Genomic DNA, 19,567 nt, shown 5'->3' with positions numbered 1-19,567 from the left:
AGAAGATAAAACGAATTAAGCCGTCCCTAAAGTATAATACCGACAGAAGCATTGCCTATCTCCCCTACTCCAGTTCCAGCAGCACCGGGCAATGATCCGAGTGCTTGGCTTCGGTAAGTATAGCGGAGCGTTTCAGGCGGTCGCGCAGGTTATCTGTTGCCATGTTATAATCAATACGCCAACCAAGATTTTTGTTGCGTGCGCCGGCACGATAACTCCACCAGGTATAGTTGTGCGGCTCCTGGTTGAAGTGGCGGAACGTATCAATAAAGCCGCTCTCCACGAACCTGCCCATCCACTCGCGCTCCTCAGGCAGGAAACCAGAGCTCTTGGCGTTTGATTTCGGGTTATGAATATCTACTGGTTTGTGGCAGATGTTATAGTCGCCGCATACCACTAAGCCCGGCAACTGCTGCCGCACCTCGTGAATGTAACCGAAGAAATCATCCATCCACCTGAATTTAAAGCCTTGGCGGTCCTCACCGCTAGAGCCGGAAGGCATGTACACGCTCATCACCGACACATCATCAAAATCAGCGCGCAGCACGCGGCCTTCCACATCGTAGCATTCTATGCCGCAGCCCACTTGCACGTGCTTCGGTTTTTGCTTTGTAAGTATGGCCACGCCGCTGTAGCCTTTCTTAACGGCAGGATGCAGGTACACGTGGTAGCCCATCTCCTCAAACAAAGCCTTGTCGAATTTAGATTCATCGGCCTTTATTTCCTGCAGGCAAAGCACGTCAGGGTTAGCAGCCTTCAGCCAATCGGCAAATCCTTTGGTAAGCGCGGCACGAATGCCGTTCACATTATAGGTAATAATCTTCATGGGGTGATTTTAGCGACACACGATGCACGTATCACATAGTACGATTTTTCTTCTTGCCGCTGTCGTTAGACAGGAACAGAAGCGATGAGAGCAGGATCAAGTTAATTAGTTTATACTTCATCTGGCCAGGCGTTGTCGTGCTATCTGATACGTGCGTCGTGCTACGCCGTCGGGTTTTGGATCTCGTTGAATTTGTTAAAATACTCCACAACGTGCCAGCGAAGCATTTTCTCCTGCTCCTTCAGGTTGGCAAACGGGATGGGCCTGAGTGCCTTGAAATGCGGCCAGCCCTCTTCGTCGCGGCCCGTGAACTCGTAAAAGCCGGACAGGCTGAACACGCGGCAGGTGGCAATGTGCATCAAGTCCTGCTTCTCCTCTTTTGTAAACTCCCGCACACCCATGCCCAGTTCCTGTATCCCGATCAGGAACAGGATGGCGTTCATGTCCGGCTTTTTGCCGAAGCGCTTCATCAGGTCGGCCCGCAGCTGAGTCCAGTTGTGGTCTAAATTTTCACTATCGTAGTTCATTTATTGACTGCTGAATTGTTAGATTGTTAAATTGTTGATCCGCGTGAAGTATAAACCCTCAATTTATAACCAACAATTTAGCCATATAGCCATTTAACAATTACTCGGCGCTGCCGCGTTCCTTCAGTTCTTCCCAATATTCTACGGCACGGCGGAAGTGCGGGATCACAATAGAACCGCCCACCAGGCTGGCGATGGAAGACACCTCCATAAACTGTTCGTCCGTCACGCCCTCTTCGTAGCACTTGCCCACGTGGTACTTGATGCAATCGTCGCAACGCAGCACCATAGAGGCAACCAGCCCAAGCATCTCCTTTGTCTTCACATCCAGGGCACCCTCCATATAGGTGTTGGTGTCGAGGTTAAAGAAACGCTTAATCACTTTATTGTCGTATGACATAATGCGCTCATTCATGCGCGTGCGGTATTCGTTAAAATCTTCTACTAAGCTCATTGATTTGTAGTCTGTTAAGTAAAAACCTAAGTATAGCTAAAAGGTGTAAGTATAAATTTACGCGAAGTTAACCAGAATACCATAAACCACTTACCCCGGCCCATGTTCAAAGACCTGCTGAATTTGCTGTTCCCGGAGAGTTGCTATGCCTGCACCGACGGGCTGGCCCGTGGCGAGAAGTATATCTGCACCTCCTGCAGCGTGAAGCTGCCTTACACAAACTTCCATGCGCATGGAGACACGGAGCTAAACCCACTGCAGCGCAGGTTTTGGGGCAAAGTGCCGGTGCAGTTCGCCTTCTCGTACCTGCACTTTGTGCCAAAGGGGCGGGTGCAGCGGTTGTTGCACCAACTCAAGTATAAAGGAGCGCAGGAACTGGGCGAACACCTGGGGCAGCGCTACGGCTCCCTCCTCTCCGAGCACAAGTATAACGAGCAGTTTGAGGTAGTGGTGCCGGTGCCGCTGCACGAAAATAAGTTGCGTCGGCGGGGCTACAACCAGGCCGCCTGCTTTGCCCGAGGCCTCGGCGCAAGTATGAATTTGCCCTGCCGGGAGCATGCCCTTACCCGCACCATGGCCACCGACACTCAGACCCGCAAGAACCGCCTGGACCGCTGGCAGAACGTGGAACATGTGTTTGCGGTGGCAAAGCCGGAACTGGTGCAGGGGAAGCATGTGCTGCTGGTGGATGATGTAGTGACGACCGGCGCCACTCTCGAGGCTTGTGCCCGTGCGCTACTTGCGGCGGGTGCGGCAGAAGTTAGTGTCGCCGCCATTGCTGCCGCATAGTACCTTTCGCCATAAAACATCGTGCCGTTCGGAGAGTATACTTGCCCTGAGTTCGACAAACCGTTCGTTTTTTCCGTAGGCATTTCTAAGCCCTGTTGCTGCCGTACGGCAGTGCATACTTGTATTAACTAGGAAAATGAACCATATGAAAGACGCGAAGGATAATGGACCGGATGTGGTGCTGATAGGTGCCGGCATCATGAGTGCCACGCTGGGAATGATGCTGAAAGAACTGCAACCAAACCTGAGGATTGAAATTTTTGAGCGGCTGGACGTGGCAGCCGCTGAGAGCTCCGACGCCTGGAACAACGCCGGAACCGGCCACTCGGCCTTCTGTGAGCTGAACTACACGCCGGAAAAACCAGACGGTACCATTGATATATTGAAGGCAGTTAAAATTGCGGAGTCGTTTGAGATTTCCAAGCAGTTTTGGGCATACCTGATTCAAAACAACATTATCGAGCTGCCTACCTCCTTTATAAAGAGCATTCCGCACATGAGCTTTGTGTGGGGCAACGATAATGTAAACTTCCTGCGCAAACGCTACGAAACCATGACCCAATGCCCGCTGTTCCAAGGAATGGAGTATTCCGAAGACCGGGAGCAGCTAAAGGAGTGGATTCCGCTGATCATGGAAGGCCGCGACACCTCAGAGCCAATAGCTGCTACCCGCATGGACCTGGGAACAGATGTGAACTTCGGCGCCCTTACCCGAAGCATGTTCAATTACCTGCAGCAGCAAGAAGGCGTCACCATCCACTTCAGCCATGAGGTGCGCAAGTTGCGGCAGGTGGAGGACGGCCGCTGGCGCATCCGGGTAAAGGACCTGAAAAGCGGCGACAAGCGAAGCGTGTATGCCAAGTACCTGTTTATTGGTGCCGGTGGTGGTGCGCTGGCGCTGCTTGAGAAATCAGATATCCCTGAGGGGCAAGGCTACGGCGGCTTTCCGGTAAGCGGGCAGTGGCTGAAATGCACGAATCGGGCTGTAATTGAGCGTCACCAAGCCAAAGTATACGGATTGGCTGCGGTAGGCTCCCCCCCCATGTCGGTGCCCCACCTCGATACACGCTACATCAATGGACAGCAGGAGCTGCTGTTCGGGCCTTATGCAGGCTTCTCCACCAAGTTTCTGAAGAAGGGATCTTTCCTTGATCTGCCACGCTCCATCAAACCGGCCAACCTGCGCCCAATGATTTCGGCCGGTATCCAGAACATGGCGCTCACTAAGTACCTGATAGACCAGGTGCGGCAGTCGCCGGAGGAACGGTTGGGTGCGCTGAAGGATTATTTCCCTGAGGCCAAAGCCGAAGACTGGGAACTGGAGGTAGCCGGGCAACGGGTGCAGATCATTAAAAAAGACGCTGACAAAGGCGGCGTGCTGGAGTTCGGCACAGAGGTGGTGAGTGGCGCCAACTGTACCCTGGCCGCTTTGCTGGGAGCATCGCCTGGGGCCTCCACTTCCGTTTCCATCATGATCGGGCTGTTGGAGCGCTGCTTTATGCAGCGTGTCAACTCCGAGGAATGGAAAGGAAAGCTGAAGGAGATGATTCCTTCCTACGGGCAATCGCTGTCAAAGAACCCGGAATTGCTGGAGCAGGTTCGCGAGTATACCGGCAGAGTGCTTGATCTAGTTCCGGCTGTTAAGGAAAAGTAACTTATACTTCTATACTTTAAGAAAAGGGGAGCACTTGTCGGTGCTCTCCTTTTTACGTCTTATACTTTATCTATACTGGCGCATGCCTTCGCTTATGGTAAAAAATACAGGAAGGCAATTTTAGAAGTTTTTTAATCTTTCTTCTACTACTGTCATTTCGAGCAGAGCGAGAAATCTAAACAGAATTCACTAAAGATCTCTCCTATCGTCGAGATGACAGGAAATATGAAAGATGCTTAGTCAACATTAATAGAAGTATAGCTGCTTTATACTTAGCCGCCTGTCTGCTCCCGGTGCACATCCGAGAGGCAGGGCTCGGCGTACTCAATCTCTTCCTGCTCCTCCAATTCATCCAGTAGCTCTTTCACCACAGCGTAGTTGACGTTCACGGAAACCTCCATCACAAAGAAGTCTTCGTTTACCTGCTCCGATACGCAGCCCAGATCAGCAAAACGCTGTCGCAGGTCCAGCAGGGGCGTTTCCTCATTCTGGCGGATGACCTGGATGTTGGAATTGCCGGAAGGCGTAACGGTTTCCTTGTACAGCAGCCCCTCCTCCATTTTGCTGAACTCAGCCCGAACAACATCTTCTGTTGCAATCAACGGGGTGAAGCTGGGCATGCTGTCGATCTGGTAGAGGCCTTGTGCTGCGTCTACTTCCTGTGCCCACAGTTCCTCTGTCACCTCTTTGCCAAACAGTTCGCTGTGAAACCGGAAGATGATTTTATGGGCTGGTGTTTTCTCGCTCATAACAAGTATAAATGTAAAAAGCCCGGAATTGCTTCCGGGCTTTTGTATGATAAGAGGGTATCTTCTTATTTGTTTGAACCGGCGTTGATCATAGCGCAACGGAAACCGATTGTGGCAGTGGCCGAGTCCTGTGCCATGAAGCGGCGTGTGCCCGGAGACAACCAGTAAGCTACGTCTTTCCATGAACCACCTTTGTACACACGCACCTCATCGTTGATCAGGGAGTGGTATCCTTCGCTGGAGTCATAGTTCTCAGCCTCGTCCATAAAGTCGTCACGACGGAATGGGTTCAGATCCTCTACGTCTTCGTAAGAAAGCGGACGGTAAATATCCTGCACCCACTCGTTTACGTTACCGGCCATGTTGTACAGACCGAAGTCGTTTGGCGGGTAACTGTAGATATAGTCTGTGATCATGGCGCCATCGTTCAGGGCACCGGCAATACCGGCGTAGTCACCACGGCCACGCTTGAAGTTAGCCATGAACTTGCCCATCTGCTTGCCATACGGGTTACGCACCTGGTGTCCGTCCCAAGGGTACAGACGGCGGTTGTTCTGGTTCTCGTCTTCAGAGTACTGTGTACCGATCATTGCCTGAGCAGCGTACTCCCACTCGGCCTCTGTTGGGAGACGGTAGTTCGGCAATACGTAGCCTGACTCGATAGACGGTGCTTCGCCTTCGGCTGCTTCCGTGTCATTGCCACGTCGTCCGAACAAGCCTCTGCGGCCGCCACCTGTAGCTTGCGCTGCCAGGTTCTTGTTAACTTTTGCTGTACGCCACACGCAGAAATCATTTGCCTGCAACCAGCTCACACCCACCACCGGGAAAAAGCGGAAACCAGGATAGCGCAGGTAGTACGTTACGTAAGGGTCGTTGAAAGAAAGCTGCTGCGACCAAACGGTAGTATCAGGCAAAGCGGCCTGGTATACTTCCGGAAGCGAGTCACGCTTCAGGTCGTGGAGATACTCCAGCCAGTGGATGTTGGCCACTTCTGTTTCGTCCATATAAAAAGAGGCTACCGTTACAGTTCGCTCCACGTTGTCGCGGGTCATGGCGATATCTTCCTCCATGGATCCCAGCACCGTGCGGCCACCTTCAATAAAGATCAAGCCCGGGCCCTGCGGAAACTCAGCATACTCGGGAACATCGAAGGCTTCTTCGTCCTCGCCATATTCTGCGCCGGTAGCGGAGCTGTAAGCTCCAGGGTTGGTGCTGGTAGGCTGTCCGCCCTTGTTACAGGCAGTCAGCAACATGCCTCCCACAACCGCAGCCGATAAATACTTAATTAACTTCATAAAATAGTACCCAATTATGATAAGGTTCTTGTAACGTAATATAATGTGCAATTATAGCTAATATTAAAATGCCGGACAAACAATGTTTCTGTTTAATTTGTGCCTTAAGCGGCTTTTAAACAAATTCTTAATGTCGTCGCTTTCGAAAATGAGTGAAATTTCGTTGGCCCCCCCGGCTTCCCTGCTTATCCCTTTTAATCCTATATCGTGGCTGAAGCCCACCTTGAACTGATTTAACTGCAACCCCGCAAGTATGGACAAGGATTGATCGCGGTTAGTTCCCCCGGTTACCGGCACTCCCTTATATATTAGTGCAAACGTCAGCGGCGTGTATTTAGTGTATAAACCCACATCTAATCTTTTAGCATTTTGCTGGTGTGTGTAGGAGGCGGTAGGGGTAAAGCTTAGTTCAAACAGGCGGCCCTGCTCCTCATAGGCCCTGGCGTAAAACTTATAGCCTGCTATGGCCGTGAAGCGCAGCGGGAGCTCGGTTTGCTGCCCTAGCCCGTAGGCTGGTTTGTTCAGGTGGGCTGCCGTGAGCCCCACCCATGCCTGTTCGCCGTAAAAAAGTCCCCCTACTGTAAAGTCGATGTAAGTGTTTGGCTCAAATCTGTTTGCCTCGGCCGAGGTAAGTGCCACAGCCCCGTTGTCTGACAGCTGGTCTCCGAAAACGAGGTTGTCGAGGTCTATGCGTTGCGAGGCTATACTTGCCTGCAGGCCCGCAGAAAGGGCCCAGTTCTCGTTGATGTTGGTGTGATAGGCATAACCCAGTCCGGCCTGTATTTTTTTAAGTCCCCCTACCCCGGCGCGGTCCTGCTGTGCTAAGAAGCTGATTGCACTTTTCGTATTGGGCAACCGGAAGTCGGCCGAGAGGCTGTTCGTTATAAATGAGCCGTTCAGGGTGGGCCACTGCCTGCGGTGCGAGAGCGCCACGCTCCAGCTGTTGCCTAGGCCGGCGAAGGCGGGGTTAAGGTACAGGCGGTTCGCATATTGCTGCGTGTAGGGCACATCCTGAGCACGAGCCAGCCCTGCCCACAGGCAGAACAGGTACAGCAGAAATATTTTTATTGAATGCATGCCCATACAGTATAATGTAAAGCCGCGCCAGGGTTATTAGTATAGCCTAACCGGCGCAAACGAAAAAGTAGCATGGTTTTAGCTATTATTTCCATAGCTTAGCTATAGTAACCGTAAAATCACCCAAACTACTGCCAAAAACATGAAAAAAGTAGCCATTGGCTTTTTTATCTTCCTGGCGCTGCTGCTTACTGTAGCAGCGGTGGTGCCGCTTTTGTTTAAAGATAAAATCAAGTCAGCCTTAGACAAAGAGATTGCAAAAAATATAAATGCACAGGTTATCTACGAAACCGATGACGTGAGCCTCTCCCTGCTGCGCGACTTCCCGAACCTGTCGCTGGGCGTGGAGAACCTGCTCGTGATCGGGCAGGATTCCTTTGCCACCGACACGCTGGCCAAGGTTCCCTCCTTCCGGATGGGCCTGAACCTGTTCAGCGTTTTCGGCGACCAGCTGAAGGTGAACTCCATTGAGCTGGAGGAGCCCGTGATACGGCTGCTGGTGCTGAAAAGCGGCAAGGCCAACTGGGACATTGTAAAGGAAGACACCACGGCCACGGAAACGGCAGCCGATACGGCCGCGTCTGACTTCAACATGGCCATCAAAGGCTGGGAGATAAATAACGGCACCATCTTCTACGACGACCTAAGCATTCCGTTTGGCTTTTCGGCCTACAATGTGGCGCATACCGGCAGCGGCGATTTTGAGCAGGACGTGTTTGACATGGTGTCGAACACCACAGCGGAGCGCGTGGTGATGACGTATGATGGTGTGAACTACCTGGAGAACGCCAAGTTAGATGCAGACGTGACCATGGCCATGGACCTGGAGAAGTCGCTTTATACTTTCAAGGACAACAACATCCGCGTAAACGCATTTCCCTTTAAATTTGATGGCTCTATCCTGATGCCGGAGGAGGCAATTGACTTTGACCTGACCTTCAGCGCAACTGAAACAGACTTCCGTAACGTGCTGTCGGTGGTGCCGGGCATGTTCACCGAGAAATTTGATGATTTGAAGACAGGCGGCAAGCTAAGCTTCGACGGCTACTTCAAGGGCCGCATGATCGACACGCTGATGCCGGGCTACGGAGTAAACCTGAAGGTGATCGAGGGCATGTTCAAATATCCGGAACTGCCTGAGGCTGCCCGCAACATTAACGCCGATATAAGTATAGCCAGCGAGGACGGTACGCCGCAAAATACGGACATCAACATCCGCCAGTTCCACATGGACCTGGGCAAGAACCCTATCGATGCTAAAGTATTGATCAATGGCCTGGACGTGATGCAGATTGACGGCAATGTGAAAGCAAACGTGGACCTGGCTGAACTGACCAAGGTTTATCCGGTTGATGGAATGGCGCTGCGCGGTTTGCTGAAGGTAGATGCGAATGCCAAAGGCACGTACTCGGAAACCAGAATGCCTGTGATCAACGCCGACCTGAACCTTACCAACGGCTACATCAAGTCGAAGGACTTTCCGGCACCGATCCAGAACCTGAACATGGTAACGAACGTGGTGAATACCACCGGCAACACCGACGATACCCGCATCAACGTGAAGCGCTTTAACATGGACCTGGACGGCGAGCCGCTGGAGGGCAACATGCTGGTAGAGGGAATAGATAAGCCTGCCTTCGACGGCCGCATAAAAGGTGTGCTGGACCTGACAAAGCTGATGAAGATATTCCCGCAGGAAGGTATGGAACTGGCCGGTAGAATTGTTGCCGATGTGGCTGCCAAAGGCAAGCTAAGCGACATCGAAGCCGAGAAGTACAACTCCATCACCGCCAACGGCACGATGGCTATCAGCGACCTGAAATTTGTAAGCACTGACTTGCCACAGGGCATGAAGGTCAGCAAAGCAAACGCAAACTTCAACAACGAGCGCATTAACCTGGTGAACCTGGATGGCATGCTGGGCAAGAGTGATATCAAAGCAGACGGCTCCATCTCGAACTACCTGGGCTATGCCCTGGCAGATGACCAGTCGCTGCGCGGTAACCTGAACCTGCGCTCCAACCAGTTCGATGTGAACGAGTGGATGGTGGATGAGAACACGGGAGAGGCTGTAGCGGAGGGAGCCGACGTAGAGGGCGTGGTAGCAGTACCTGCCAACTTGGACATGGCCCTGAACATTGATGCCAAGCGCGTGCTGTACGATAACCTTATGCTTGACAACGTGAATGGGCAGGTGCAGGTAAAGGATCAGATTGCCCGCCTGAACAAGGTAACGTTTAATTCGCTGGGCGGCACATTTGCCACTAGCGGCAGCTATAACACTCAAAACCCGCAGCTGCCACTCTTTGATGTGAAGCTGGACATACAGAATCTAGGCTTTAAAGAGGCTTTTGAATCGTTCAACACCATCCAGACCCTGGCTCCTATTGCGCGCCTGCTGGAGGGTAAGTTCTCGACCACCTTTGCCTTTACCGGGGAGCTGGCGCAGGACATGACACCGGTGTTCAAGACGCTGGATGGCTCGGGTATTATCAAGGTGATCAAAGCCGCGGTGACGGATGTGCCGATCGTGGAGAAGATCAGCAACCTGACCAACCTGAAAGAGCTGCAGAACTTTGTGGTGGAAAACCGCTACATCGATGCCCAGATCATTGACGGCAGCCTCGTGATAAAACCATTTGACATGGAGGCCGGCGACATTAAGATGACCGTGGGCGGAACCAACAACATCAACGGCAACATCGACTACATTACCGCCCTGAATGTGCCTGCCGGAAAGATCGGGCGGGAGGTGAACGCCCGGCTGGCCAGTCTGATAGGCAACGAGAGCCTGGCTAACTCTGAGCGCATTACGCTGAGGCTGAATGTGGGTGGTACCTTGTCTGATCCGCGTGTGTCGCTGGTAGGTGGCTCTGTGAAAGAGAAGGCAGCCGACTTGGTGCAGACGGTGGTGCAGTCGAAGCTGAATGATGTGAAGCAGCAGGCCGACCAGCGCAAGCAGCAGCTGCAGGACAGTGTGCAGGCAGAGCTGAACCGCAAGAAACTGGAGGCGGAGCAAAAGGCACGGGAGGAGATCGAGAAGAAACGCCGCGAGGCAGAGCTGCAGCTTAAGAAGCAGGCCACAGACAAGGTGGGCGGCTTTCTGAAGCAGATCACCAAGCCTGCCACCCCGCCGGACACGACGAGGCAGCAATAGCCAAATCTTATTAAAGTATAAATTGCTTTAGAACTGACACTTACAGGGATGCCAGCAGGAAATATAATCCTGCTGGCATTTGTTTTAATTTCACTATATATTAAAGTGCAACTTTTATTCGTTAGCTTGTGTATAAGGAGCTCTTAGGAGCATTCTCGCTTTTAAACTAATGCAATAATCGTATGAAAAAAAAGTATTTTTTTCCTTTGCTGCTAAGCGGCTTGATTGGATTCAGCTCTTGCGATAGTGCTAGCGACAGTGCCACGGGTACTGCCCGCATGGAAGTGCGCATGACCGATGCGCCGGGAGATTATGAGGAGGTAAACGTGGAGATAGAGTCGGTGCAGATACATGCCGGTGAGGGAGACGACGAGGCAGGTTGGACAACACTGGATGAGATTAACCCGGGCATTTACAACCTGCTGGATTTTGCCAACGGCCGCGACACGTTGCTGGCCAGTGCTGAATTGCCTGTAGGACACATCTCCCAGATTCGCCTTGTACTTGGTGATGACAACACGCTGAAACTAAAAGATGGCACCGTGGTAGACCTGAAAACCCCAAGCGGACAAACTTCAGGTGTAAAACTGCAACTTGATGCGCACCTGGAGGACGACGTAACCTACATGGTGCTGCTGGATTTCGATGCGGCCAAATCAGTGGTGCCAAAGGGCAACGGTGGCTACAACCTGAAACCAGTGGTGCGTACTATTACACAGGCTATTGCCGGCGGCATCAAAGGCAAGGTAACGCCAGCTGAATACAAGCCGGGGATTTACGTTATCTCCGCTGCCAACGACACCATCGGCGGCTTTGCCAACGACAACGGCGACTTCCTGATTAAAGGCGTAAAAGCAGGAACCTACACTGTTAAGTTCTACACCGAGAACGATGCGCATAACAAGACCATCGAGAACGTAAGTGTGTCGCAGGACCAGATTAAAGACCTTGGCACAGTAGAACTAGAGTAGACAGTAGACGTTAGATTTTAAACGCTAGACATTAGACTAAAAAGAGAAGGCTTCCCACTTGGGAAGCCTTCTCTTTTATTGGGTTGAGGTGAATGACCGGAGTGATTTTTACCCACCCCTACCCCTCCGAGGAGGGGAATCTTGTTGCTGCTGTAAATAGCCTGAAGTGCAGCAAAAGTATAAACAGCGGCTACATACTTTGCTCCCCTCGTCCTTTGTCAAAAAGTCTTTAATCCAATGTCTAATATCTAACGTCTTAGTACACCTGGCCCATCAGTTCGCGCACGTAAGTCACGTAGTCGGTGTTGGGCGGGGTGTGGCCGTTTTTGCGCAGGTCGGTGGCCACCTGGGCGCGGTGGTAGGTGGCGTGGTTAAAGGCGTGCGTCAGGATGTCGAGCACGCGGGTGCTATACTTGTGGCCCTGGCTGTTGGTGTAATCGATGAGGCGGTTGAATTCGGCCTCATCAGCATTCTGCGCCAGTTCGGCTATTTTGTACGAAGCGCTTTCGTGCAGCTGCTTCAGTTCGTCGAGGTTGTGCTCCTGCCATACTTTCACGGGGCTTTCGGTGCCGGTGATGCGGGCAATCCAAATCGCCTGCGCGTTCAGGGCGTGGCTCTGCAGGCGCAGCGCGTTGGCAGGTACTTCAGGCAGGCTGCTGAACACGTCCAGCATCGTTTTATTTGCCCAGATATTATACTCTGAAAGGTTTTTTAGTACGTCGTTTCCAGTCATCTTATTTTAAACTCGTTTATCCTTCAAATAATTTAGGTTACCAGCAACCCTAGCCTGCATACGGCTGGTTTGGCGGCACAAAGGTAAATATTTCAGATGAAAGTACGGGTTATAACATAGAAGGGATATCAGCAAAGGCACACTTGCCGTATGCCATACTTCTTTATACTTGCTACAAGTATGGCTCCAGGAAACGGAGCAGGTAAGGCAGAAAAACGATAGTACCGATAACCGCCGCCATGATGGCCGCCGCAAGTACAGCCCCGGCTGCCAAGTCTTTTGCTTTTCCGGCAAGCGGGTTAAACTCCGGCGAAACCAGGTTGGTCAGCGTCTCAATGGCCGTATTGAACACCTCTGCGGTAAAAACCAGCCCAATGCTGCCCACCAGCAGGCACCACTCTACCCTGTTTACTTCAAAAGCGACACCAGCCACCACCACTGCCACCGCCGAGAGAATGTGCAGGCGCATGTGCGGCTCGGAGCGTACGGCAGCACCCAGGCCTTTCAGGGCAAAGCGGAAACTGTTGTAGCGTTTCGTGAAGTAGGTGCGCAAACGTTAATAAGTTAAATGAAGTGCAAGTTGCTTAAAAATTTACTGCCGGTGCAAGGCATTCTCCCACGCGCTGTTGGCCAGCTCCAGCAGTACCGTGTAGTACGGCCGCCGCAGCATCTTTGATTTGAGCCAGGCATAGAAACTCATGGCCTGGATGTCGGTGCCCTCGAAGGTGGTGAACTCCAGGCTGCTCTCCACATAGGCCACAAACTCAGGCTTCACAACGGCATCCGGGTGGTCGAGCATGTGCTTGATGAGCAGCAGGTAGTGCTTCACGTTTTTGTAGGCCGGCTCGTGCAGTAAATCCCCGAAGGTGCGCTCCACGGAGCGGATCTTGTTCAGCACCAGGTCCTCATTGCCCAGCTCATACTGCAGAATCAGCTCCCCCAGGTTCTTCTTCAGCACCCACTCCCGCCCCATCTTGCCCTCGCACCATTTGTCGGAGCGCTTGATGCTCATCAGTACGCGGTTGGCCTTAGCGTAGGCTCCCTGTGCGAAATAGTTAAAGCTAAGGCCCAGCTGCGCGGTGAGTTGGTCTTTGGTGCTTAGCGTCAGCTTGCTCTTGTAAAGGAGCTGCTCCATCAGGACAATGGCTTCCTCGTTGCGGTGCAGGAACACCAGGTTGGCAGCCATCAGGAACACGTAGCGCGGGTAAAACAGCACGTAGTGGCTCTTTCCCTCGCCGCTCATACTTTGCTGCAGCAGGCCCAGATAGCGCATTGACTCGCTGAACTTCTTGTTGCGGTACAGCACGTGCGCAATCATGTACAGCAGGCTAAGCTTGTAGTGCAGGTGCGCTTTCTTGAAGCCGTAGCGCTGCTCGGCCTCGTGGTACTGGCTGATGATGTAGGGCTCGAACGAGAGGAAATCCTTGCGGGCAAGTATGGCGCTGCGCGTAATGGACATGAGTTTGTACAGCAGCGAAGGGCGCTTGCTCACCGCCTCCAGCAGGTCGTGCGCCCGCAGCACCTCCTGTATAATTTTGTCGAAGTGCAGGTCGCTGCCCTGCCGGCGCACCGCTTGCAGGCGCTGGTTTATGACGCTGTTGGCAATGTTGGCCCGCTCGTCCTCGTCGGCAACCTGTTTGTTGCAATTTCGCTTTTCGATGATCTCGTCCAGCGGGTCGGCAAACTCATTGTCGGCTTTCTCGATCTGCAGGTTATAAATGGCGTTGAGCAGGTCGTACTGCTCATTTCCCTGCGCCAGTTTCTCGGCCTTCCGCAGCTGCACCCACGCCAGCCGGTCAGCCCGGGCATCAAAAAGGTAGGTCGCCAGCGAGAGCATTCCCATAATAGACGAAGCCGCCGTGATGTCCTCTTCCATGCGCTTAAGCAGGATAAAATCGGTCAGGTGCCGCAACAGGCGCTTGCGCAGGGCATAGTAAGCCACCGGGTTTGGTTCCGCGGGATACAGGCGGCTGATCAACTGCTCCGGCTTATAAGCCACTGGCTGCTGCAGCAGCTGAAACAGCTCCAGGTCTTTGCGTTGCTTCTTTTCCTTTTGCCGCTTGATAAACAGCGTCAGCTCCCGCTTGTCGTCGTCGGAGAGTGTATCAAGGGTAGTCTTCAGGTCATCCATTCTTTTACAGCGACATCAGGATCTAAGGATTGTAAAACTAAAATAACTGATTTTTCTTAAAGTCTGATAGTTGTATTATAAGTTATTTATTTTCAATAACTTATGTAAGTATAAATCCAATTTTAAAAGTCCTTAAATATGAAATGCAGGCTTTCGGAAGGGCTTGGGTCCGCTTACCTTTAGCTTATTAATGAAAGGGAATTTCAACCTAAACCATCATACATCATGAAAAAGCTTCTTTTATTGCTCGCCATGCTGCTGCCCTGCCTCGCAAGCCAGGCGCAGGACCTGCTCATCAAGCGCAACGGCGACGAAATTCAGGTAAAAGTCCGCGAGATTAGCCCGGATGTGATCAAGTACCAGCGCTTCGATAACCTGGAGGGGCCGATGATCTCCATCGCAAAGGCAGACGTGTTCATGATAAAGTATGAGAACGGCACCAAAGAGGTGTTTAACCAGACAGCAAGGCCCACAAGCCAACCCGCTGCCCAGCCTATGTCTACGTCACAACCCTCGTATTATCAGGAGAACCTGAAGCTGTCAGGGCCCCGCATAGGCTTTACCATACTTAGCCAGAAGTATAGCGATAACATACAGGAAGAATTCGAAACCGATATAAACCCTTTCATCACGCAGTTTGGCTGGCAGTTCGAGACGCGGGTATTCACACTCGACAATGGCGTATCGGGCCTGTTTGAGTTTGTGCCGCTGGTGGGAGGCCTGGAGCAGGGCAAGTTCCTGCCGAGCTTAAGCGCGTTGATCGGTATAAGGGGCGCAAAAGGATTTGAGTTCGGTGTCGGACCGAATGTGTCGTTAGGCGGTGCCGGCTTGGTGCTGGCGGTGGGAACCAACTTCCAGAGCCAGGGCATCAACTTCCCGGTTAACCTGGCGCTGGCCCCTTCCAAAGACGGCGCGCGCTTCAGCATGCTGTTCGGGTTTAACTCCCGCAAGTAAGTACAAGTATAAAACCTAACTTTTAAAGCAGATTGTGTATGAAACGGATGTTTACAATTGCCTTACTGTTCCTGCTCTGGCAGCAGGTAATGGCACAAGACACCATCGTGACGGTGAACGGGGATGAGATTGCCGGGTGGGTAAAGGAAATTACGATGGACGAGATCCGCTACCATAAACCTGATACAACAGATAAAGCGCTGTACCAAATCAGGAGGGCGGAAGTGTTTATGGTGAAGTTCGCCAATGGCACAAAGGAGATTATCGCGCAAAGTCAGGCTGCAGCGCAGGATTCCGCGATGAGCGCAGACCAGATGTACCTGTTGGGGAAAGAGGACGCGCTGCGGCACTACAAAGGCAACGGGGCCATGTGGGGTTCGGCAGGGTGTGCTCTGCTTCTCCCCTACGGCCTTGCCGGTTCCGCCGCCATCGGATTAGTGCGGCCTAAAGCGCATAACAATCCGGTGTCGAACGTAAATTATCTGTCTGACCCAAACTTTGTTAAAGGCTACGAAGACCAGGCGCGGAAGAAGAAAACAGGCAAAGTGCTGGCTGGCACGGGTATCGGGGTTGTCACAAGTATAGCTGTCCTGCTCATTGTCATAACCTCCGTGCCTTATCAATAAGCCCCTCTATGTGAAAAATCTGCCATGATGACATTACTGCCCCATCAACAGCGTGCGCAGTTTTGGCATAGGTCGCCTGATTATTGCTGTACAGGTAGCAGATAATGTCACACAAAGTAAAAGAATATGGTACCACAACCGACTGCTGCATTACCTGCTGCTGAAAGGCTGGAAACGGCCACCTTTTCGATGGGCTGCTTCTGGAGCCCGGATGCGCTTTTTGGAAGTATAGCCGGCGTGGTGCGCACAAGGGTAGGCTACGCCGGCGGTACCACCCCTGATCCTACGTACTGGGCACTGGCCGATCACATCGAAACCGTGCAGCTGGACTTTGATCCTGCCGTTGTCAGCTATCAGGATCTGCTACAGGTGTTCTTCACGCACCACAAGGCAACCCGCACTCCCTGGAAAAGGCAGTATGCCTCGGCTATTTTCTTTCATGATGCCCAGCAGGAAAGGCAGGCGCAGGAGGCCAAAAAAAGGCGGCATGCACAGTTGGGGCAGTTTGTTTATACAGAAATCTACTCTTATAAAGCCTTTCACCTGGCAGAAGACCGGCACCAGAAGTACAAGCTGCAGCGTCACCCACAGCTATGGTCCGAGTTTCAGCGTCTTTACCCCAATATGGCCGACCTTATTCACTCCACTGCCGCGGCATGGGTTAACGGTTACTTGTATGGGTATGGGCAAAAAGAACATAGCAGCTATGGCTTGTCTCCTGCTGGCCGGCAGTTGCTGCTGGAGCAGGAGGTAAGTGCAAAACCCGTCTTGTGCGGCAGCTAGAACTTCTCTAAAATAAAAGCGAACGAACCGGTTGTTTTTAAACTAAATATTTAGTTAATTGATGTGGCTATTAGAAGATTCTCCATCATTAACGAAAGAAGTTACTATGAAAACACAGTTTGGTTTCCTCCTTTTACTCCTGATTGGCTTATCAGCCTGCACAAAAGACTTGTACCAAAGGCCTGTTACCATCGACAGGATGGAGTTCACCAATACGGCCGGAGCGAAGTATGAGGAGCAGTTTCAGCGTGTGAACAACTGGTTTGTGCAAAAGATAGAGGGCCTGGAGAAAGAGAAGCACACGTTCCGCATCGACACAACCGCGAAGAAGCGCTACCGCAAGTATAACCACACGTTGGTGGCCAAGCTCGAAAACCTGGAAGTAAACAACCAGCCCGGCGTGTATTACCAGCTGTACCTAAGGCCGAACAGCGGTATAGGTACTGTAAAGGGAGGTGTGCAAAAAGACATGTACAACGAGCTGAAGCTCTTCTCTCCCGAGAAAGTGTTCCTGCAGCACAAGCAGCAATACTACACGGATAGCATTGTAATCGGCCCCTTTAACCGGCTAATCGGCGTGCAGGAGACCTACGAGCCCGTTAACGTAGAGGATGCTGATCTTATCAGTTTTTCAATTGATAGCATCAACTTTGATAAAGGCTTCAAAAAGCGTCAGCGGGAAAGTATTATGCGCCTGATAAACAACTCAGTGGTACTGACGCAGCAGCGCTATGCCGGCAGAACCCCCAAAACCGGAATGGTGTTTAACTACTACCCGAACTACCGCTCCAAAACAGCCAAAAAGGAAGCCACTTATGCGTTGAACCTGAACGTAACTCAGGATCCAGCCTCCAATAAAGTAACCGTACGCATCAGCAGCCCAGGCTACACACCGGATGAGTGGACAAGCACGGACAGGTCGTTTAACAGAAGGGAGTTTTTGGACGGACACGACTACGAGGCAAATATGAGTCTCAACACGCTAGCAACTAGCTTTATAAGCAGGATTTACTACACCCACAGGAGGCAATAGCGCTATTGCCCCGGCGCTAGCTTAATGGCATTCGCATTGATGCAGTAGCGCACGTTGGTGGGGGTGCGGGCATCCTCGAACAGGTGGCCCAGGTGCTGCTCGCATTGGCTGCAAAGCAGTTGAATCCGGTGCCTGCCGTAGGTATCCAGCGGTTTGTGCAGCACATGCTCCCCCACCTGCGCCCAGAAACTAGGGAAGCCGGAGCCGACATCAAATTTCTTCTCCGGCTCAAACAGTGCATTGCCACAGTTGGAGCAGGTGTAAATGCCTTGCTCTGCCTGCTTTGCTGCAATATCTATTTTCTGATTCCGAACCATGGTTTTCCTTTCTGCCGCTCGTGTTTAAAAAAGCTGCTTCCTCCATTGCTTGCGGAGCGGGGACCTGTAAAGCTGTCTTTTTATAGCTTGTTTTTTTGATACCCTTTTAGCTGCTGCTGCCTCCCTCTGGCGCAAGTCTTCAGACTTGTGTTCTACCATGAGGTTGAGTTTGCAGCTTGACTGGCTTGAAAAGCCATACTTGTTAGGCGGCGGCCATACTTATTTCATTCATACTTGCTTAGCGGCAGCTGTACCTTGCACACTACCTGGCGCAAGCGTCCGCTTGTGCCTTTGCCTGCTTCTGCTATACTTCCATAGCCACTGCTTATTACACTTGGAAACAAGCTATCCTTTCTAGCTACTGTTCATCCTCCAGCTCCCAAACACCCATTGTTTCACCTCATACTTTGGAGCGCTCACGGCTGGGGTAGGGGCCCTATATGAGCGGGGCCACGTCCTCAGGCATCGCGCTGGGACCTTTTCTTTGCTCGCTGTCACTTTGCAATCTCGCTCGCGCGGGCACCGCATCACTACAAGGCGCTCAACCCAAGGACTGGAAACAATACCAATAACTACTGCCTTCGCTATACAACAAATATGATTGCTCTCTTTGAGGTAGAACTGTCCCTTTGAGGGGACTACAGGGGTGTAAGTACTTCTGCTGACGCTTTAATCCACTTTTTTCTGACTTACTATTCACTCATCTCCACTTGTCATCCTGAAAGGATCTTGATGGAAGAGCGATCAGGCAATCAACAGCGCTTATACTTCAGCTAAATTTTTCGCGGAACCACCCTACCCCTCCAGGGAGGAATATTATCAACAGTAGCAATACTTCTCCCTGGAGGGGTAAGGATTTCACGCTAAAGAGGAGGCTGGGAAGGGTAATTCGTAGTGCTTGAACTATCCTTTTAAGGCGAACCAGCAACAAACCGGACAGCTGCTCACTGCACCTGCCTTTCTATACTTACTTCTCCAGTTCCTCTACCGGCACAAACGTCATAGATAGGGAATTTACGCAGTGGCGTACGTTTTTCGGGGTCTGGTACTCACCTTCAAATACGTGGCCGAGGTGGGCATCGCAGTTGGCGCAGACTATCTCGGTGCGGCGTCCGTCGGCATCGGGTACGCGCTTCACGGCGCCGGTTATCTCGTCGTCAAAGCTGGGCCAGCCGCAGTGCGACTCAAACTTGTACTCCGACGTGTAAAGCGGGTTATTGCAGCGCTTGCACAAGTAAACGCCCTCGGCCTTGTGGCTATTGTACTCGCCGGTGCCAGGATACTCGGTGCCTTTGTTCACAATAATGCGGGCTTCGTCTGGGGTCAGTTTATTATATTCTGATGGATCTTTCGCTACTTTCAATTTCATAGGTTCTGTCTTTCTGATGAAGTCTTGGATTTACGTGTACCTGTATAAACAACAAACGCTCCGAAAGGGTTTTAGGCGAAACGAGGGCAGCAAAAAAGGGAGTCCACACTAACAGTAAAGCA

Annotated in this window: 19 protein-coding genes; 8 read left to right on the top strand and 11 right to left on the bottom strand. The window is 51.9% G+C overall.

Going from position 1 to position 19,567, the window contains the following annotated elements:
- Positions 1-64: 64 nt before the first annotated feature.
- The 3 genes from A0W33_RS08455 to A0W33_RS08445 form a co-directional block, all read right to left on the bottom strand.
- Positions 65-826: an exodeoxyribonuclease III gene (locus A0W33_RS08455; RefSeq protein ID WP_068837747.1), complete on the bottom strand. Its 762-nt coding sequence runs from the start codon at positions 824-826 to the stop codon at positions 65-67.
- A gap of 161 nt (positions 827-987) precedes the next feature.
- A complete protein-coding gene (locus A0W33_RS08450) occupies positions 988-1,353 on the bottom strand; it encodes a hypothetical protein (protein ID WP_068837746.1) in 366 nt (121 codons plus the stop codon).
- Between the two features lie 100 nt (positions 1,354-1,453).
- A complete protein-coding gene (locus tag A0W33_RS08445) occupies positions 1,454-1,807 on the bottom strand; it encodes a carboxymuconolactone decarboxylase family protein (RefSeq protein ID WP_068837745.1) in 354 nt (117 codons plus the stop codon).
- 102 nt (positions 1,808-1,909) lie between these two features.
- Between A0W33_RS08445 and A0W33_RS08440 the strand changes: the two genes are divergently transcribed.
- Complete coding sequence (locus A0W33_RS08440; protein WP_068837744.1) at positions 1,910-2,596, top strand: ComF family protein; 687 nt, start codon at positions 1,910-1,912, stop codon at positions 2,594-2,596.
- Between the two features lie 115 nt (positions 2,597-2,711).
- Complete coding sequence (locus A0W33_RS08435) at positions 2,712-4,250, top strand: malate:quinone oxidoreductase (protein ID WP_262502155.1); 1,539 nt, start codon at positions 2,712-2,714, stop codon at positions 4,248-4,250.
- 272 nt (positions 4,251-4,522) lie between these two features.
- Here A0W33_RS08435 and A0W33_RS08430 read toward each other — a convergent pair whose 3' ends face one another.
- From A0W33_RS08430 to A0W33_RS08420, 3 genes are all read right to left on the bottom strand, one after another.
- Positions 4,523-4,999: a DUF4265 domain-containing protein gene (locus A0W33_RS08430; RefSeq protein ID WP_068837742.1), complete on the bottom strand. Its 477-nt coding sequence runs from the start codon at positions 4,997-4,999 to the stop codon at positions 4,523-4,525.
- Positions 5,000-5,064: 65 nt separating this feature from the next.
- The gene (gldJ, locus tag A0W33_RS08425; protein WP_068840014.1) at positions 5,065-6,294 is read right to left on the bottom strand and encodes a gliding motility lipoprotein GldJ; all 1,230 of its coding nucleotides are present in this window, start codon (positions 6,292-6,294) and stop codon (positions 5,065-5,067) included.
- A 63-nt stretch (positions 6,295-6,357) separates the two neighbouring features.
- Positions 6,358-7,371, bottom strand: coding sequence for a PorP/SprF family type IX secretion system membrane protein (locus A0W33_RS08420; RefSeq protein ID WP_229802089.1), 1,014 nt, complete (start codon positions 7,369-7,371; stop codon positions 6,358-6,360).
- Between the two features lie 142 nt (positions 7,372-7,513).
- Here A0W33_RS08420 and A0W33_RS08415 point away from each other — a divergent pair, with 142 nt between their 5' ends.
- Both A0W33_RS08415 and A0W33_RS08410 read left to right on the top strand, forming a co-directional pair.
- Entirely contained in the window at positions 7,514-10,528 is a 3,015-nt protein-coding gene (locus A0W33_RS08415) for an AsmA family protein (RefSeq protein WP_068837740.1), read from the top strand.
- A gap of 182 nt (positions 10,529-10,710) precedes the next feature.
- Positions 10,711-11,499 carry a DUF4382 domain-containing protein gene (locus A0W33_RS08410; protein ID WP_068837739.1) on the top strand — a complete coding sequence of 263 codons (789 nt, stop codon included), beginning with the start codon at positions 10,711-10,713 and terminating at the stop codon, positions 11,497-11,499.
- 256 nt (positions 11,500-11,755) lie between these two features.
- Here the strand turns inward: A0W33_RS08410 and A0W33_RS08405 are convergent, their stop codons facing one another.
- The 3 genes from A0W33_RS08405 to A0W33_RS08395 form a co-directional block, all read right to left on the bottom strand.
- Positions 11,756-12,232, bottom strand: a complete 477-nt coding sequence (locus A0W33_RS08405; RefSeq protein ID WP_068837738.1) for a DinB family protein — start codon at positions 12,230-12,232, stop codon at positions 11,756-11,758.
- 172 nt (positions 12,233-12,404) lie between these two features.
- Entirely contained in the window at positions 12,405-12,785 is a 381-nt protein-coding gene (locus A0W33_RS08400) for a diacylglycerol kinase family protein (protein WP_068837737.1), read from the bottom strand.
- 39 nt (positions 12,786-12,824) lie between these two features.
- Positions 12,825-14,363 carry a hypothetical protein gene (locus tag A0W33_RS08395; RefSeq protein ID WP_068837736.1) on the bottom strand — a complete coding sequence of 513 codons (1,539 nt, stop codon included), beginning with the start codon at positions 14,361-14,363 and terminating at the stop codon, positions 12,825-12,827.
- Positions 14,364-14,588: 225 nt separating this feature from the next.
- Between A0W33_RS08395 and A0W33_RS08390 the strand changes: the two genes are divergently transcribed.
- The 4 genes from A0W33_RS08390 to A0W33_RS08375 all read left to right on the top strand — a co-directional run bounded on the left by A0W33_RS08390 (position 14,589) and on the right by A0W33_RS08375 (position 17,759).
- On the top strand, positions 14,589-15,317 hold the full coding sequence (locus A0W33_RS08390; RefSeq protein WP_068837735.1) for a hypothetical protein: 729 nt from the start codon (positions 14,589-14,591) through the stop codon (positions 15,315-15,317).
- A gap of 38 nt (positions 15,318-15,355) precedes the next feature.
- Positions 15,356-15,943 carry a hypothetical protein gene (locus A0W33_RS08385; RefSeq protein ID WP_068837734.1) on the top strand — a complete coding sequence of 196 codons (588 nt, stop codon included), beginning with the start codon at positions 15,356-15,358 and terminating at the stop codon, positions 15,941-15,943.
- A gap of 126 nt (positions 15,944-16,069) precedes the next feature.
- Entirely contained in the window at positions 16,070-16,726 is a 657-nt protein-coding gene (locus A0W33_RS08380) for a peptide-methionine (S)-S-oxide reductase MsrA (protein WP_068837733.1), read from the top strand.
- 106 nt (positions 16,727-16,832) lie between these two features.
- The gene (locus tag A0W33_RS08375; protein WP_068837732.1) at positions 16,833-17,759 is read left to right on the top strand and encodes a hypothetical protein; all 927 of its coding nucleotides are present in this window, start codon (positions 16,833-16,835) and stop codon (positions 17,757-17,759) included.
- A 2-nt stretch (positions 17,760-17,761) separates the two neighbouring features.
- Here the strand turns inward: A0W33_RS08375 and A0W33_RS08370 are convergent, their stop codons facing one another.
- Complete coding sequence (locus A0W33_RS08370; protein WP_068837731.1) at positions 17,762-18,076, bottom strand: peptide-methionine (R)-S-oxide reductase; 315 nt, start codon at positions 18,074-18,076, stop codon at positions 17,762-17,764.
- 967 nt (positions 18,077-19,043) lie between these two features.
- On the bottom strand, positions 19,044-19,445 hold the full coding sequence (locus A0W33_RS08365) for a methionine-R-sulfoxide reductase (protein WP_068837730.1): 402 nt from the start codon (positions 19,443-19,445) through the stop codon (positions 19,044-19,046).
- Between the last annotated feature and the right edge of the window lie 122 nt (positions 19,446-19,567).

It is taken from the genome of Pontibacter akesuensis (assembly GCF_001611675.1).
GTDB lineage: Bacteria > Bacteroidota > Bacteroidia > Cytophagales > Hymenobacteraceae > Pontibacter > Pontibacter akesuensis.
This window is presented reverse-complemented; position numbering and strand designations above follow the sequence as displayed.